The organism is Erwinia rhapontici, assembly GCF_012271765.1.
Lineage (GTDB): Bacteria > Pseudomonadota > Gammaproteobacteria > Enterobacterales > Enterobacteriaceae > Erwinia > Erwinia rhapontici.
In genome coordinates, this window is sequence record NZ_VRKO01000010.1 from 1 (window position 1) to 16,074 (window position 16,074).

13 protein-coding genes and 2 tRNA genes are annotated in these 16,074 nt (G+C 54.0%); 6 read left to right on the forward strand and 9 right to left on the reverse strand.

Annotated features, from left to right (window positions below):
- Positions 1-83 precede the first annotated feature (83 nt).
- Positions 84-159, reverse strand: a tRNA-Val gene (locus FVB43_RS05420).
- A gap of 258 nt (positions 160-417) precedes the next feature.
- Between FVB43_RS05420 and gltX the strand changes: the two genes are divergently transcribed.
- A complete protein-coding gene (gene gltX / locus FVB43_RS05425) occupies positions 418-1,827 on the forward strand; it encodes a glutamate--tRNA ligase (RefSeq protein ID WP_133841217.1) in 1,410 nt (469 codons plus the stop codon).
- Between the two features lie 43 nt (positions 1,828-1,870).
- Here the strand turns inward: gltX and FVB43_RS05430 are convergent, their stop codons facing one another.
- Positions 1,871-2,221, reverse strand: a complete 351-nt coding sequence (locus FVB43_RS05430; RefSeq protein ID WP_133841218.1) for a YfeC-like transcriptional regulator — start codon at positions 2,219-2,221, stop codon at positions 1,871-1,873.
- A gap of 154 nt (positions 2,222-2,375) precedes the next feature.
- Positions 2,376-3,164 (reverse strand): formate/nitrite transporter family protein, encoded by a 789-nt coding sequence (locus FVB43_RS05435; RefSeq protein ID WP_133841219.1) that lies wholly within the window; start codon positions 3,162-3,164, stop codon positions 2,376-2,378.
- Positions 3,165-3,514: 350 nt separating this feature from the next.
- Between FVB43_RS05435 and FVB43_RS05440 the strand changes: the two genes are divergently transcribed.
- A tRNA-Ala gene (locus FVB43_RS05440) sits at positions 3,515-3,590 on the forward strand.
- Positions 3,591-3,809: 219 nt separating this feature from the next.
- Here FVB43_RS05440 and FVB43_RS05445 read toward each other — a convergent pair.
- Positions 3,810-4,994: a NupC/NupG family nucleoside CNT transporter gene (locus FVB43_RS05445; RefSeq protein ID WP_133841220.1), complete on the reverse strand. Its 1,185-nt coding sequence runs from the start codon at positions 4,992-4,994 to the stop codon at positions 3,810-3,812.
- A gap of 440 nt (positions 4,995-5,434) precedes the next feature.
- Here FVB43_RS05445 and FVB43_RS05450 point away from each other — a divergent pair, with 440 nt between their 5' ends.
- Positions 5,435-6,673, forward strand: coding sequence for an Nramp family divalent metal transporter (locus tag FVB43_RS05450; RefSeq protein ID WP_133841221.1), 1,239 nt, complete (start codon positions 5,435-5,437; stop codon positions 6,671-6,673).
- A 238-nt stretch (positions 6,674-6,911) separates the two neighbouring features.
- On the opposite strand, the gene FVB43_RS05455 is transcribed toward FVB43_RS05450, so the two are convergent.
- Both FVB43_RS05455 and mgrA read right to left on the reverse strand, forming a co-directional pair.
- Complete coding sequence (locus FVB43_RS05455) at positions 6,912-7,274, reverse strand: DUF2502 domain-containing protein (protein ID WP_133841222.1); 363 nt, start codon at positions 7,272-7,274, stop codon at positions 6,912-6,914.
- A 197-nt stretch (positions 7,275-7,471) separates the two neighbouring features.
- On the reverse strand, positions 7,472-8,461 hold the full coding sequence (gene mgrA / locus FVB43_RS05460) for an L-glyceraldehyde 3-phosphate reductase (protein WP_133841223.1): 990 nt from the start codon (positions 8,459-8,461) through the stop codon (positions 7,472-7,474).
- A gap of 206 nt (positions 8,462-8,667) precedes the next feature.
- Between mgrA and FVB43_RS05465 the strand changes: the two genes are divergently transcribed.
- The gene (locus FVB43_RS05465) at positions 8,668-10,320 is read left to right on the forward strand and encodes an alpha-keto acid decarboxylase family protein (RefSeq protein WP_133841224.1); all 1,653 of its coding nucleotides are present in this window, start codon (positions 8,668-8,670) and stop codon (positions 10,318-10,320) included.
- Positions 10,321-10,487: 167 nt separating this feature from the next.
- A complete protein-coding gene (gene glk, locus FVB43_RS05470) occupies positions 10,488-11,453 on the forward strand; it encodes a glucokinase (protein ID WP_133841225.1) in 966 nt (321 codons plus the stop codon).
- Positions 11,454-11,486: 33 nt separating this feature from the next.
- Here the strand turns inward: glk and FVB43_RS05475 are convergent, their stop codons facing one another.
- The 3 genes from FVB43_RS05475 to FVB43_RS05485 all read right to left on the reverse strand — a co-directional run bounded on the left by FVB43_RS05475 (position 11,487) and on the right by FVB43_RS05485 (position 15,347).
- Entirely contained in the window at positions 11,487-12,215 is a 729-nt protein-coding gene (locus FVB43_RS05475; RefSeq protein WP_133841226.1) for a LytR/AlgR family response regulator transcription factor, read from the reverse strand.
- Positions 12,216-12,229: 14 nt separating this feature from the next.
- Positions 12,230-13,912, reverse strand: a complete 1,683-nt coding sequence (locus FVB43_RS05480; protein ID WP_159336681.1) for a sensor histidine kinase — start codon at positions 13,910-13,912, stop codon at positions 12,230-12,232.
- A 184-nt stretch (positions 13,913-14,096) separates the two neighbouring features.
- Entirely contained in the window at positions 14,097-15,347 is a 1,251-nt protein-coding gene (locus FVB43_RS05485) for a DUF1479 domain-containing protein (RefSeq protein WP_167863557.1), read from the reverse strand.
- 123 nt (positions 15,348-15,470) lie between these two features.
- Here FVB43_RS05485 and FVB43_RS05490 point away from each other — a divergent pair, with 123 nt between their 5' ends.
- Positions 15,471-15,998 (forward strand): GNAT family N-acetyltransferase, encoded by a 528-nt coding sequence (locus FVB43_RS05490; protein WP_133841228.1) that lies wholly within the window; start codon positions 15,471-15,473, stop codon positions 15,996-15,998.
- Positions 15,999-16,074: the final 76 nt, after the last annotated feature.

Genomic DNA, 16,074 nt, shown 5'->3' on the forward strand with positions numbered 1-16,074 from the left:
AGATGCTCTACCAACTGAGCTAATCACCCACATCTCAAATCTCTGGGTACTGCTTACTACGCGGGCATCATTCATATCATGAATGGTGGGTGATGACGGGCTCGAACCGCCGACCCCCTCCGTGTAAAGGAGATGCTCTACCAACTGAGCTAATCACCCCCGCTGTGTGGAGTCGCATTATAGGGATACGCGGAAATGAGTCAACGCTTTTTCAGCGTAAAATGTGTGTTCGTCGTAAAAATAATCAGGATGTTCTCATTTCAGGCAAAAACAGTGGCTTGCTGAGCACCATGGGGGCGAATCCCTGGCTGCAAACAGGGATTCGCGTTGAGGATTCGCCCGCAGGTGATAGAATGTGGCCCACGAAAAAATTGTTCTGACTCTGGCCAAAGCCTCCGCGTAATAAGGCATTCATTAATGAAAATCAAAACCCGCTTCGCTCCCAGCCCAACTGGTTACCTGCATGTTGGCGGCGCTCGTACCGCACTTTACTCCTGGCTGTTTGCCCGCAATCACGGCGGTGAGTTTGTGCTGCGTATCGAAGATACCGACCTGGAGCGTTCAACTCAGCAGGCGATCGATGCCATTATGGATGGCATGAACTGGCTGAATCTCGACTGGGATGAAGGCCCGTACTACCAGACCAAACGTTTTGACCGCTATAACGCGGTGATTGATCAGATGCTGGAAGCAGGCAGCGCTTATAAGTGCTACTGCTCGAAAGAACGTCTGGAAGCGCTGCGTGAAAACCAGATGGCTAACAACGAGAAGCCACGTTATGACGGCCGCTGCCGCGACAGCCATGAGCATCACGCCGATGATGAACCTTGCGTGGTGCGTTTCCGCAACCCGCAGGAAGGCTCTGTGATCTTTGACGATCAGATCCGTGGTCCCATCGAGTTCAGCAACCAGGAACTCGACGATCTGATTATTCGTCGTACCGACGGTGCACCAACGTACAATTTCTGCGTCGTGATCGATGACTGGGACATGGAAATTACCCACGTTATCCGTGGTGAAGATCATATCAACAACACCCCGCGCCAGATCAACATCCTGAAAGCCATTGGTGCACAGGTGCCGGTTTACGCGCACGTTTCTATGATCCTGGGTGATGACGGCAAGAAGCTGTCTAAGCGCCACGGTGCAGTGGGTGTGATGCAGTATCGTGATGACGGCTACTTGCCGGAGGCCCTGCTTAACTATCTGGTGCGCCTGGGCTGGTCTCATGGCGATCAGGAGATCTTCACGATTGATGAGATGAAGTCGCTGTTTGACCTTGATGTGGTCAGCAAATCTGCCAGCGCCTTTAATACTGAAAAGCTGATGTGGCTGAATCATCACTATATCAACACCCTGGCACCGGAATACGTTGCGACCCATCTGCAATGGCATATCGAGCAGGAAAACATCGATACCCGCACCGGTCCGGAGCTGGCGCAACTGGTTACCCTGCTGGGCGAGCGTTGTAAGACGCTGAAAGAGATGGCCGCGTCATGTCGTTACTTCTATGAAGAATTTGACGAATTTGATGCCGATGCAGCCAAGAAACACCTGCGCCCGGTCGCGCGTCAGCCGCTGGAAGTGGTGCGTGACAAGCTGGCTGCCATTACCGACTGGACGGCTGAAAATGTCCATCATGCCATTCAGGCAACGGCCGATGAGCTGGAAATCGGTATGGGTAAAGTCGGTATGCCGTTACGTGTTGCGGTAACAGGGGCAGGGCAGTCGCCTGCGCTTGATGTGACCGTGCATGCCATTGGGCGTTCACGCAGTGTGGCACGCATTGAAAAAGCGCTGGCGTTTATCGCCACCCGCGAAGCCTGACATACAGCATAAAAAAACCCCGGCTTATTGCCGGGGTTTTTAATCAGTCATTAATGCCCAGTCGTTGCAAAATCCCCTGAATACCCTCGCGCAGCAGCATGGCTGCCAGTTTGTCCTGTTCTTCACCGCTCAATTGCTGCAGAGAAGTGATTAACAGTGAAGGAAGCGAATTCTGATTTACACGATATTGAGCATTCGGTTCTGCTGCATGACGTGTGGATTTAAGAAAGACTTTCACGCGCTCATCAATATGAATCATGCGTGCTTTCCCACCTTGAACGCCGGGTTTCGGTGCGGTCGTCCAGTTTTCTTTCTTAACCCACTTATTGATAGTCTGTCTGCTAAAACCTGTTTGCTGTGCCAGTTCTTCCGGCGTTAACCAATCCTTTTTCACGCTCTTGTCCCTTTTGCCGAATAAAAGTCATTAGCATATTACAACAATTCATCACGCGAACAACTAACACAAATTACTAACCTTGGCAGGGCAAAGTGTAAAAAAGTGGTGCTGGATCGAGAAATATCCCCTAAAACAGCAGGGGATACTCATATTAGCGGGAAACAGAGCTTTCAGGTTGTGGGGCGCGGTAAGCGACAAAATAGGCCAGACCGACAAAAATAGCGCCACCAACCGCATTGCCAAGAAACACCGCAACAAAGTTAGGCAGGTATTCGGCCCAGCTCAGGTAGCCCGCAAAAATGGCAGCAGGAACGATAAACATATTGGCGACCACGTGCTGGAAGCCAATGGCAACGAACGCCATGATCGGGAACCACATCCCGAAGATTTTGCCCACCACATCTTTACTAGCAAACGCAATCCAGGTGGCAAGACACACCAGCCAGTTACAACCGACACCAGAAATAAAGGCGTGCAGGAAATCGGCATTCACTTTCGCGCTGGCAACGGCGACCGTTTTCTTCAGGTAATCCCCTTCCGTCATTCCCAGCATATGGCCGAAGAACCAGGCGATGGTGACGCTGCCAATAAAGTTAGCGAGGGTGACCCAGAACCAGTTACGCATGACACTCAGCGCAGAAATCTGGCGGGCAAACCACGCAACGGGCAGCAACATCATGTTGCCTGTTAGCAGCTCTCCCCCCGCCAGCACGGTCAGGATAATCCCTACCGGGAAAACCGCCGCTCCCAGCAGCGTGCCAAATGACCCCCAGCCAACGGGCAGTTGGGTGACGACATGAATATAGAGAAGAAAACCAAAGGCGATAAAAGAACCGGCGAGAAAGCCCAGGATCAATAAAGAGGAAATCGGGGTACGACTTTTGATCACGCCTGCCTGAACGACGACAGCCGAAATCTCTTTTGGAGTGTGCAAGGACATAATAGCTCTGGTGTTGTGAGTTGCTGGTAAAGTGCCAGATTTCGCCGCTCTCTGAAAATAGGTGATCATCCGTCACGGAGTAGGCCTGGCATTCAAAATCCGGCGCAGTCTTGCATGGTCAATTAACAAAAACAAGTAGCTTTTAGGCTCATTATTAACGTGTGATTAACACAATACAGGGGAGTCAGCGCGTAATGCGTTACAGGTGTGATAAAAACAGAGGGTTAGCGCTTTTCTGGGCGCTTTGACGGCTTTTTCAGCGATCGATCTCAGATTGTTATTTTGGCGTTGACACCAACCCCACTGTTTCATATTATCCCCGCCGTCAACACGACAGAGTTTTTCGGCTTGGGGGTATAGCTCAGCTGGGAGAGCGCTTGCATGGCATGCAAGAGGTCAGCGGTTCGATCCCGCTTATCTCCACCAAATTCTCAATAATTTCGATGATGTACCCATAATCTGCTTCGGCGGATTTTTTTTCGTTTCTATTTTCCCCTTCCGGATATTTTCTCACCGACAGAATCGTTGGTGGTCACTCTTAGGCTTTGTTTAAGCGTCTGTGAGGCGGTTGAGGCGTGGGAAGGCTTAGCGTAGACGGGAAGGCAGGGAAGGAAAGAAAGCGGGGCCAGAGGCCCCGCCAGGTGATTACAGCACCAGACCGGCAATGGATGCCGACAGCACACTCACCAGCGTTGAGCCGTACAGCAGTTTCAGACCGAAGCGGGATACCACGTTACCCTGTTCTTCATGCAGCCCTTTGATCGCCCCGGCAACGATACCGATAGACGAGAAGTTAGCAAAGGAAACCAGGAACACGGACAGGATGCCTTCCGCGCGTGGTGACAAGGTGGAGGCAATCTTCTGCAAATCCATCATCGCCACAAACTCGTTAGACACCAGTTTGGTGGCCATGATGCTACCGACCTGCAACGCTTCATTGCTCGGCACGCCCATCACCCAGGCAAACGGGAAGAACACATAGCCGAGGATACCCTGGAAGCTGATACCGAAAATGGTATCAAACAGGGCATTGATGGCAGAGATCAGGGCGATAAAGCCGATCAGCATCGCGGCAACAATCACCGCCACTTTGAAACCGGCCAAAATGTACTCGCCCAGCATTTCAAAGAAGCTCTGGCCTTCATGGGTGTTACCCAGTTTCAGGTCTTCTTCACTGTCCACGCGGTACGGGTTAATCAGCGACAACACAATAAAGGTACTGAACATGTTCAGCACCAGCGCGGCCACCACATACTTCGGCTGAAGCATGGTCATGTAGGCACCCACAATTGACATCGACACCGTGGACATCGCGGTAGCGGCCATAGTGTACATGCGGCGCTCTGACATCTTGCCGAGGATATCTTTATAGGCAATAAAGTTTTCTGACTGTCCCAAAATCAGTGAACTTACGGCGTTGAAAGATTCCAGTTTACCCATGCCGTTGACCTTCGACAGCACGGTACCGATGGCGCGGATGATGATGGGCAGGATGCGGAAATGCTGCAAAATACCGATCAGCGCAGAGATAAACACGATAGGGCAGAGGACGTTGAGCCAGAAGAAGGCCAGGCCTTTATCACTCATATTGCCAAAGACGAAGTTGGTCCCTTCCGCCGCGTACTTCAGCAATTTTTCGAACATATCAGAAAAACCTTTAACGAACCCGAGGCCCGCTTCTGAGTTCAGGAAGAACCAGGCAAGCAGAACTTCGATCACTAAAAGCTGTACCACAAAACGGATACGGATGTTTTTACGATCGCGGCTGACCAACAAGGCCAACAGGGCGACCATCGCCAGTGCCAAAGCAAAGTGCAGAATGCGGGACATATTTGCTCCAAATTAGAGGGCTGTTATATTTCGTTGCACATTCTATGTAACAAGAACCGGAAAAACGAGATCTATACCGCAATATAACAATTCCCTATTGCATCAGATTTCAGAAAAGCTTGAGCCGTCACATGTTTTCAACCCATTTGAACCCATTTCGTTACGTTCAGGCACTTTAATGCTCGATCCACTAATGCTTTGCAACACTCTTTTGCTGAAAAAATGACCCCCTAGCTGGTAAGTGATTTCCGAATACCCTACAGTGAAAACGGTTGCTGATTTTTTGGCTATGCCGTAATTTATTCCAAAGTATAGCCAGTGCTATACTTCATAGTGCTGGCTATCACTGCAATCAGAATAACCGTTCTAAATGCACTTGATAATCATTATCAATTAAAGGCACTATAGTTGCCGGGTGAATCGTCTCAGGGGTAACAACTATGTTCGGAAGCCGCACTGCGGAGCAGAACATTCGCAGTAGTCGTAAAATCAAATTTGCCTTAATGGGGCCAGCCTTTATTGCGGCAATTGGCTACATCGACCCCGGCAACTTCGCAACCAATATCCAGGCAGGGGCTTCCTACGGCTATACCCTGCTATGGGTGGTGGTGTGGGCGAACATTATGGCGATGGTCATCCAGCTGATGTCAGCCAAGCTGGGCATCGCCACCGGCAAAAACCTGGCCGAGCATATCCGCGACCGCTTCCCCCGTCCCGCCGTCTGGTTTTACTGGGTGCAGGCAGAAATTATCGCGATGGCGACCGATCTTGCTGAATTTATTGGCGCTGCGATCGGTTTCAAACTGGTGTTCGGCGTCAGTTTGTTACAGGGCGCGATGCTCACCGGGGTCGCCACCTTCCTGATCCTGATGCTGCAAAGTCGCGGCCAGAAGCCACTAGAGCTGGTGATTGGGGGGCTGCTGCTGTTTGTTGCCGCCGCTTATGTGATCGAGCTGTTCTTCTCTCAGCCGAAAGTGGTCGATTTGCTCCAGGGAATGGCCGTGCCTTCGCTGCCCACGGCAGATGCCGTATTACTGGCGGCTGGCGTGCTGGGGGCGACGATTATGCCTCATGTCATTTATCTGCACTCGTCGCTGACACAAAAAGGCGATGGCGCCACGCGGACTGAGCGTTACGCCTCCACCAAACTGGACGTGGCGATTGCGATGACGATTGCGGGTTTTGTTAACCTGGCGATGATGGCAACGGCAGCGGCGACGTTTCATTTTAGCGGTCACAGCGGTATTGCTGACCTTGACCAGGCCTATCTGACCCTTGACCCGCTGCTGGGTAAAGCCGCCGCCATGGTGTTCGGTCTGAGCCTGCTGGCTGCCGGTTTATCATCTACGGTGGTGGGGACCATGGCAGGTCAGGTGGTGATGCAGGGCTTTATCCGCTTCCATATTCCACTGCTGGTGCGGCGCGTGGTCACCATGCTGCCTTCCTTTATTGTGATTATGGCGGGCTGGGAGCCAACACGCATTCTGGTGATGAGCCAGGTGCTGTTAAGTTTTGGTATTGCGCTGGCGCTGGTGCCACTGCTGGCCTTTACCGGCAATCGTGAGCTGATGGGCGATATGGTGAACTCGCGTCTGATGCAGAATGTCGGCCGCGCCATTGTGGCCGTGGTGGTGGTGCTGAATGGTTATCTGCTTATCGCGATGGCGATAAATCTGTAAGTTACCCGTCATACTTCAAGCTGCAGATGCGTTGGCTGCACCCATTCACCCCAGTCACATAGTTGGCTATGCTCCTGGGGACTATGAGCCTCATCCGTGAGGCTCACCCTGCGGGCCAGCACAAGTGCTGTTCAAATCGGTTCCTGACCGATTTGTCACGGGCTTGCCGCCTTCCTGCAGCTCGAATTATTTAGGCTAACTACAGGCATCTGTTTTTAGCCCCCAAGATGATCATTCTTTACCAGCGGTCGTGGCGGTCATGATGACGTCGCTCATTCTCATGATGGCGCCATTCGCGGCGACGATCGTGGTCGCGCCAGCGACGTTCCCGCTCCCACTCCTGATGACGGCGCATTTCTTCATGACGGCGCCACTGCTCGTGTCGCCACCAGCGGCCCTCATCGTAGCGATAATTATTACGCCACCAGTGATTGTCGCGCCAGCGGCCGCCATCCCAGTAACGTCCACGATCGTCGCGATCGCCTAAATGCAGTGTAATGCCAGGCGCCAGTGTAATACGGGCGCTGTCGGCGTGAGCTGTGTGCATCGCCAACGGGGATAAACTTGCCAGCAACGTGGCAACAAGCAATAAGCGTTTCATATTATCTCCTTTATCAGTGGTCTGACTTCCCCACCGTAGGAGCACAATATAAACACTTCATCGCCGTTACGCCTGGCGAACTCTGAAAAAACAGGGAACAGGTTGATTTGGGATTTATCTGGAGGGAGCAGAGGCGGGGTTAACGGTAAGGGCCGATCTTTTTATTGATCGGCCCTGATAGCGGGCGTACTGAAATATTAACCGAGAATCGTTTCTATCTCAGCCAGTTCATCGGCGCTAAAGCGACGGTTACCCAGCATCTGCACCGCATCATCAATCTGACTGGTTTTACTGGCACCGATCAGCACCGAGGTGACCCGGTCGCCGCGCAACACCCAGGCCAGCGCCATCTGCGACAGTTTCTGCCCACGGCGCTGCGCCAGCGCATTCAGACGCTGAACTTTATCCATCTTCTCTGGCGTCAGTTGATCACCACTCAGGAAGCGACTGCCGCTGGCGGCACGGGAATCCTCAGGGATACCGTTAAGATAGCGGTCGGTCAGCATGCCACCGGCCAGCGGTGAGAAGGCGATGCTGCCAACCCCCTGTTCTGCCAGCACATCCAGCAGTCCTGTTTCCGGGGCGCGTTCAAACATCGAATACTTCGGCTGATGGATCAGGCAAGGGGTTCCGAGTGCTTTCAGCAGGGTGATCGCCTGCGCTGCTAACTCTGCCGGGTAGTTAGATAACCCAACGTACAGTGCCTTACCCTGGCGTACCAGATGGTCAAGGGCGGTCATGGTCTCTTCCAGCGGTGTTTCCGGGTCCGGGCGGTGATGGTAGAAAATATCCACGTACTCCACGCCCATACGTTTCAGGCTCTGGTCGAGGCTGGAAATCAGATACTTGCGCGATCCCCAGTCGCCGTAAGGGCCATCCCACATGGTGTAACCGGCTTTGCTGGAAAGCACCAGTTCATCACGCAAGGCGCGGAAATCCTCACGCAGGATGCGGCCAAAATTTTCTTCAGCCGAACCCGGAGGGGGGCCATAGTTATTGGCCAGATCGAAATGAGTGATACCGTTATCAAAAGCATGACGCAGCAGGTCACGACTGTTATCTACGCGGGTACTGTCACCAAAGTTATGCCACAAACCGAGGGAGATGGCCGGGAGCTTCAGGCCGCTGCGCCCGCAGCGGTGATAAGTCATTGTCTCGTACCGCTGGGCATCTGCTTGATAAACCATGAATAAATCCTGTTGTTAAAACGTTGGGGTCGTTGAACAGCATAGTAGTGTATACGGTTACACTGAATGAAATCGGGCGGCGGATCGCAACTTAAGGATAATTCCTGGCCCGTAACGATCTGTTGCCATTTCACCCGGCATCTTTCCGATAACAGAATGAAAATAATCACCAATACTGAGAACAGAAGCCACAGAGGAGCAGGGCGATGAACAGCTATACGGTGGGTGACTATCTGCTTGCGCGGTTAAATGAAATCGGTATCGATCACCTGTTTGGGGTGCCCGGTGATTACAACCTGCAATTTCTCGATCATGTGATTGATCATCCCCGGCTGGCCTGGGTCGGCTGTGCCAATGAACTGAATGCGGCCTATGCTGCTGACGGTTATGCCCGCTGTCGCGGCGTTGCGGCGCTGCTGACCACGTTTGGCGTCGGTGAGTTAAGCGCTCTGAACGGCGTGGCGGGCAGTTACGCTGAATATCTGCCGGTAATTCATATCGTAGGCGCCCCATCGCAAACCTCGCAGAACAACGGCGAACTGCTGCATCACACGCTGGGTGATGGCGATTTCGGTCACTTCCTGCGCATGCATCAGGAAATCGCGGTGGCCACTACGGTGCTTACCGCCGACAACGCGGCGGCAGAGATTGATCGTGTCCTGTTGTGTGCATTAACCGAGCGCCGCCCGGTCTATCTGCTACTGGCAACCAATGTGGCGGAAAGTCCGTTGCCGCCGCCTGTTGATCCTCTGACACTGGCCCGGGAAATCGATCGGGAACAGCTCGCCGCCTTTGCGGATAAGGCTGAAAGCCTGCTGGCCGCGGCGGGCAGCGTGGCGATGCTGGCGGATTTTCTCGCCGACCGTGCCGGGCAACAGCCCCTTTTACAGCGCTGGCTAACGGATATTCCGATGCCGTTTGCCACGCTGCTGATGGGTAAAAGTGTGCTGCCGGAAACCCAGTATGGCTTTGCCGGAACCTATGCCGGATCGTCCAGCGCTGAAAGTACCCGGGCCGTTATTGAGCAGAGCGATGTGCTCATTGCGATTGGCGTGAAATATACCGACACCATTACCGCCGGATTTACGCAAAACATCACCCGCAGTCGGACCATTGATGTTGGCCTGCACGGCTGCCGGATAGCCGAACGTGATTTTCCGCGCATACCGATGGCGGCGGCGCTGGCGGTGTTACATCAACTGGCACGCCAGCATGGTCGAGGCTGGCAGCGGGGGATTGTGGCACCGCCGGAAATGGACAGCGCGAGTTCGGACAGTCTGATACAAAGCACGTTCTGGCTGGCAATACAGGACTTTCTGCGCCCTGGCGATATCGTGCTGGCCGATCAGGGGACGGCGGCATTTGGCGCTGCCGCGCTGCGTTTACCTGAAGGGGCACGTTTGCTGGTGCAGCCGCTGTGGGGATCGATTGGCTACACGCTGCCGGCCGCTTTCGGTGCCCAGACCGCGCAGCCGCAGCAGCGTGTGGTGCTGATCATCGGTGACGGATCGGCGCAGCTGACGGTGCAGGAGTTGGGTACCATGCTGCGTGACGGGCAAAACCCGGTGATCTTCCTGCTGAACAACGACGGCTATACTGTCGAACGTGCCATCCACGGTGCACAGCAGCGCTATAACGATATTGCCCCCTGGGACTGGACGCGTCTGCCGCAGGCATTGAACGTCGACAGTCAGGCGCAGAGCTGGCGTGTGACGCACACGGTACAGCTGCGGGAGGTGATGGCGCTGCTTGAGGCGCCATCACGCCTGTCGCTGGTGGAAGTTGTACTGCCACAGCAGGATATTCCGCCGCTGCTGGCGTCTGTCACGCAGGCACTGCATCAGCGTAACAGCCGATAACCGCCGTTTGACTCGCAATTCAGACAGTTGCCCGTGGGAAAGGGACACTAATCCCGTTAAGGTAGCCATTATCAGATTTAACGCTCACCTTTTTCCCAGTGAGCGTTGTTGTTTTAGCGGGGGAAATTTATAGTGTGTCTAATTGACTTGAGCGGAGCAAAACAATAATGACCAGCTATGCCTTGGTGGGTGATGTCGGCGGCACAAATGCGCGTCTGGCACTGTGTGAAGTTGAGAGCGGTGCTATTTCACAAGCCAAAACGTTTTCCACAGCAGAGTATGACAATCTGGAAGCGGTGATCCGCGCTTATCTCGATGAGCAGCAGCAGGACATCAAACATGGCTGTATCGCCATTGCCTGCCCGATCACTGAAGACTGGGTTGAAATGACCAACCACGACTGGGCGTTCTCTACCAGCAAGATGAAAGCCAGCCTGGGCTTTGAAACGCTGGAAATCATCAACGATTTCACTGCGGTATCCATGGCCATCCCGATGCTGAAGGAAGACCATGTGTTGCAGTTCGGCGGTAAATCGCCGGTGCAGGACAAACCGGTGGCCGTGTATGGCGCGGGAACGGGCCTGGGCGTGGCACATCTGGTCCATGTTGATAAGCGCTGGGTCAGCCTGCCGGGGGAAGGGGGGCATGTTGATTTCGCCGCGAACAGCGAAGAAGAAGATCAGATCCTCGAAGTGCTGCGTGAAGAGTTGGGCCATGTGTCTGCCGAGCGTATTCTCTCCGGTGGCGGGCTGGTGAACCTCTATCGGGCGATTGTTAAATCAGATGACCGGGTGCCAGAAAATCTGAAACCGCGTGATGTGACCGAACGCGCCTTGCAGGACAGCTGCACTGACTGCCGTCGCGCCCTGTCCATGTTCTGCGTGATTATGGGGCGTTTCGGCGGCAACCTGGCGCTGAATCTGGGCACGTTCGGCGGCGTATATATTGCCGGGGGCATTGTTCCGCGTTTCCTGGAGTTCTTCAAAGCCTCCGGTTTCCGTGCAGCATTTGAAGATAAAGGCCGTTTTAAAGATTACGTCTCCGGCATTCCGGTTTACCTGATCACCCACGATCAGCCAGGCCTGCTGGGCGCGGGTGCGCATCTGCGTCAGACGCTTGGTCTGGTACTGTAATTCCCGCCTGTACAAGGCAACGGATGCGGAGAATTACAGCCGCATCAGTTGCCGAAACTCTTTCACCTTGCTGCGACTCACCGGCACCTGGAACTCAAGATCGCGTAGTTTGAGAATATAGGTGTTGTTAAACCAGGGTTCGATCTCACGAATTTTGCTGAGATTGACGCAGTAGGATCGGTGGCAACGGAAGAAATACTCATCCGGCAGCCGCTGACAAAATTCCGTCATGTTCATCGACATCACATACTCTTCGCGCCGCGTATACACAAACGTCAGCTTTTCATGGGCTTCCGCGTAGTAGATATCATTAATATCGGTAACGATAATGCGTTCGTCTTTCACCAGATTGATGGTGTGCGGCGCAGGACGCGTGGCCGCCGGACTGAGCGAGGCGCTGCTCTGCACATGATTTTCCAGCTTACGCAGCAAGGTAATGAGGCGCATTTCGGACCAGGGCTTCAGAATGTAGTCGAATGCCTCCAGCTCAAAGGCTTCTACCGCATGCTCTTTGTAGGCCGTAATAAACACGATCAGCGGTTTATTGGCGAATTTACTGATATTTTGCGCCAGCAGCATGCCATCAAGTGACGGGATATTAATATCCAGAAAAATCACGTCGACCTGATGGGTTTGCAGATACTTCAGCACGTCCAGCCCGTCATCAAACGTTGCTTCAATGGTGATCTGGCTATGCTCGCGGATCAGCCAGCTCAACTCCTGTTGGGCCAGAAACTCGTCTTCTACAATGATTGCTTTCACGTCATACCTCGGGTTCAGGCCAAAGAAATACTGGGTTTTTCAGGCAAACCTGCACCATTTTTACTGATATAGAAGGCAATCTCCGTGCCGGGATTCAGGCGGTGAATGTGCAGTCCTTCACCGTACAGCAACTTCACCCGGTGATGGACATTCAGCAGACCGATTTTATTCCCCGGCATCTCATTACGTTCCACCCGTGCAATCACATCTTCACTGATGCCCTGCCCGGTATCCCGCACCGCAATGCGCACCCGGTCGCCCAGGTCGTGAATACTCAGCGTCACCACGCCTTTCCCCCGGAAGGGATGGATGCCGTGCATGATGGCATTCTCCACCAGCGGCTGAATGAGCAGGCTGGGCAGTGAGCAGTTGACGTCCTCTTCGATATCATAGATGACCGTCAGCTTATCCCCGAAGCGGGCCTGCTCGATGGCAATGTAGTCCTTCACCTGGTAAAGCTCCTTCTTGATATCAATGATCTCATCATCGTTCAATTCCAGGTTATAGCGCAGATAACGGGACAGATTGGTAATGAGCTGGCGCGCGGTGTCCGGATTGATGCGGATGGAAGAGGAGATCGCATTGAGGGCGTTAAACAGGAAATGGGGGTTAATTTTACTCTGTAATGCCCGCAGCTCAGCCTTGTTAGCCATTTCTCGCAGCTGTTCCGCGCGCGAGACTTCCAGCTGGGTCGAGATAATCTGCGACAGGCCCACCGCCATCTCCTTCAACGACCAGGTGATGCGGTGAGCATGGCGGTAGTAAATTTTCAGCGTGCCGGTGACTTCGCCTTTTTCCCACAGCGGAATGACGATCATCGAATGAATTTCAGGGGTGCGGTGGGCTTCATCATTGTTTTTGATGATGATCTTCCCTTCCGAAATCGCAGCCGCCGTGGTCGGGCTGATGCCATCATCACCGTCGCGGTAGTTCTCTTCTCCCACACCAACATAGGCGAGGATCTGGGTGTTGTTGGTCATTGCCACCGCATCGGCATTGATATCATCACGAATAATGTGGCACACCTGGCTAAGAGACTGGCTGTTGACCTGGCGGAACAGCGGCAGGGTTTTATTGGCAATATCCAGCGCCAGCTTGGCCTGACGGGCGGCAATGGCTTCTTTTTCTCCCTCCACGCTCTGCACCAGCAGAACGATCAGCCCGATGCTGGCCGCACCGAGGATCATCGGAATGGCGATTTCCGAGACAATATCCAGCCCCAGCGCAGTCGGGGAGGCCCAGACGACAATCAGCAGCATGGTCAGTGATTCGCAGGCCATCCCGCCAATAATGCCAATGCTCCAGCGCTTCTCCTTGACCACTTTCAGATTGATCCAGCCGGAGACCACCCCGGCGACAATGCTGGTGATCAGGCAGGGCACCGAGGTGACGCCATCAATGTCGATCAGGAAGCGGTGCGTCCCGGCAATCACCCCGGTCGCAATGCCCACCCAGGGGCCGAACAGGATCCCGCCGGACATAATCGCAATGGTGCGAACGTTAACCAGTGAGCCTTCAACGTTGATCCCGGTCCAGGTACTGAACAGCGCAAACAGCGAAAAAATGGTGGTGACGGCGATCAGTTCCTGGCGCGAATGCTCATCTTTTTGCAAGAGCTGGCGGAAATGGCGGGTACGGGTAATGAAGAACAGGCAGATTAACATCAGCGCTGCGCGGTCAAACACGGCGAGCAACATCTCAAACATCGAATGCACGGGCGTCTCGGCTGGTGGGGATAATGTGCCTATGATAGGGAATGTGGGGGGGATGTGCCAGGCATCAACGTGGTGCAATGCGCAAATCCCCTGCGTAGGGGTCAGGCATGCCTGACCCGGGGTGATCCAGGACGAGGCGTGCCTCGCCCCTACGCCACAATAAATGTTAACCGTCCTGGGATAGCATCTGTTTCCTGCCTGATGGCGTCAAATCGTCTTCCGTCGCCCGGCCAGAAAAATCGACTTCAAAATTATCCGCAGCGAAATCCGGTGGCGAACGCCCGTCGACAAAAGCAGGCCACTGGCGTTGCAAATAGGTGGCATTCTTTTCGCACCAGGGGGCCGCAGCGATATACATCACATTGCTGTCAAACTCACCCAGATGTTCATTCTCCACTGCATGCACCACGTCGCAGTGCCAGAACACCGTGTCACCCGGTTCCATATCAGGAATAGAGGAAAAACCTTCAAGTAAAAGAGGATGGAATTTTTCACTGACCGATAAGGCACGCCCTGGCGCGGCACCGCACAGATCATCGTCTGCCACATCATCCTGTAGTGCGCGCAGTAAAATCCACGCCATCGCATTGGCAATTGGCAGCAGTTTCAGCGTACCGCCGTGTTTGCGCTGCGGCGTCAGCGCTGTCCAGCCCTGGAACGTACGGAACATTGAGCAGACGGCGGGAGAGGGGAACTCGCGTACTTCGGTGCGTCCTTCGGCATCAAACGGATTATATTGCTGCCAGTGGCCGCTAAAGACATGGCGGTAAACGTGACGGAAATTCTCATCCAGCCAGCGCTCCAGTGAGCCGCCGTCAACGTGCGGCGACAGGCCCAGCGAGCCAGAATGAGGGGGACGGCGGCGAATGCGATCGGCGTAGCTGACACTACGCGTGGGATCAAAATGCTGTTTACCCGCGCTTTCGGTCTGCCAGAGGGAATTGAGGAACACCTGTACCGCCTGCATCCGCGCATCCTGACGTGCCTGCACCTGCGGCTGTGACCAGTAAACGCCATAAATCTGCGGCTTTCCCTGCTTCAGATCGCCAAAGTAATTATCCTCCGCCGCATTTTGCAGCTTCTCAACAAACTGATTGTCGTCAAGATAGCGGCAAATATGCGTGTTCCACTCCGTGGCCTGCGCGCGGGGGAAGACGCCACGCACCGTGCAGCAGCCGCGCTGGCGGATGCGTTTTTTTTGCTGTTCTGTGACGTGATGGTTCAGGATATCGTTGGCATCAAGTTCCGGCACCGGATGTTCGCCGCGCTGCTGTTCTGCCTTAAGGGCATGGATCTGGAGGCGCATCTCGTCATCCAGCTCGGCAAAGACGGCGCGGTAGTGGGGAAGCTGCTGGCGTAGCTGGTGTTTTATCGTGCGAATCGCATCCGGGATATTGTCAATTTTGAGATGGGACATTGTCGTTCTCCTGTGACAAATTCATTATCATGGCCTTACTGCTGCGGATCATTACACGGCGAAAAAGCGGCAGATAAAAGAGATGTGTTCTTTGTGGTTTTTCCCCTTTTAGCGAGATGGCTTATGCAACTCACGACTGAGCGACTGATCCTGACCCGGCTACAGCCGGAAGACTGGCAGCTGTTCCTGGCGGTACACAGCGATGAAACCTGCATGAAATTTATCAGCGCGGTGCCGCAACTGGCCGATATCCGCCAGCGTTTTCATGACCGTCTGGCTCCCTGGCAGATCACCAGCTTCCACATGCTGTGCCTGGTGGTGCGGCGCAAAGAGGATGGCCGGGCTGTGGGGCTGATGGGAGCTAACCCGGAGTGGGCACCGCATCGTCAGGCGGAAGTCGGTTACTCACTGTTGAACGACTGTTTTGGTCAGGGGTACGGCAGCGAAGCGCTGGGCGCGCTGTGTGATTTTCTCTTCAATGAGTGTGAGTTTCACAAGTTGAAAGCGCAGGTGGTGGAGGGGAACCATGCTTCGCGCCGCGTGCTGGAAAAAAACGGCTTCACGCTGGAAGGGACACTACGGGATAATTACCTGTTACGTGGCAAATGGGTGAATGACTGGCTGTTTGGGCGCATTAACCCGGCCCAGTAAAAAATTTTATTCTGCCTATCGACAGGTTACAGAAAGGTAAGATATGTTGATTCCTCGACCACCGCAGTGGTCAGCG

What these genes read in the sequence shown, in the direction of transcription:
- FVB43_RS05435 (WP_133841219.1), bottom strand. Translation starts at nt 3,164, where the DNA reads ATGTCCTTGCACACTCCAAAAGAGATTTCGGCTGTCGTCGTTCAGGCA.
- glk (WP_133841225.1), top strand. Translation starts at nt 10,488, where the DNA reads ATGACCAGCTATGCCTTGGTGGGTGATGTCGGCGGCACAAATGCGCGT.
- FVB43_RS05450 (WP_133841221.1), top strand. Translation starts at nt 5,435, where the DNA reads ATGTTCGGAAGCCGCACTGCGGAGCAGAACATTCGCAGTAGTCGTAAA.
- FVB43_RS05445 (WP_133841220.1), bottom strand. Translation starts at nt 4,994, where the DNA reads ATGTCCCGCATTCTGCACTTTGCTTTGGCACTGGCGATGGTCGCCCTG.
- mgrA (WP_133841223.1), bottom strand. Translation starts at nt 8,461, where the DNA reads ATGGTTTATCAAGCAGATGCCCAGCGGTACGAGACAATGACTTATCAC.
- FVB43_RS05485 (WP_167863557.1), bottom strand. Translation starts at nt 15,347, where the DNA reads ATGTCCCATCTCAAAATTGACAATATCCCGGATGCGATTCGCACGATA.
- FVB43_RS05455 (WP_133841222.1), bottom strand. Translation starts at nt 7,274, where the DNA reads ATGAAACGCTTATTGCTTGTTGCCACGTTGCTGGCAAGTTTATCCCCG.
- FVB43_RS05490 (WP_133841228.1), top strand. Translation starts at nt 15,471, where the DNA reads ATGCAACTCACGACTGAGCGACTGATCCTGACCCGGCTACAGCCGGAA.
- FVB43_RS05480 (WP_159336681.1), bottom strand. Translation starts at nt 13,912, where the DNA reads ATGTTGCTCGCCGTGTTTGACCGCGCAGCGCTGATGTTAATCTGCCTG.
- gltX (WP_133841217.1), top strand. Translation starts at nt 418, where the DNA reads ATGAAAATCAAAACCCGCTTCGCTCCCAGCCCAACTGGTTACCTGCAT.
- FVB43_RS05465 (WP_133841224.1), top strand. Translation starts at nt 8,668, where the DNA reads ATGAACAGCTATACGGTGGGTGACTATCTGCTTGCGCGGTTAAATGAA.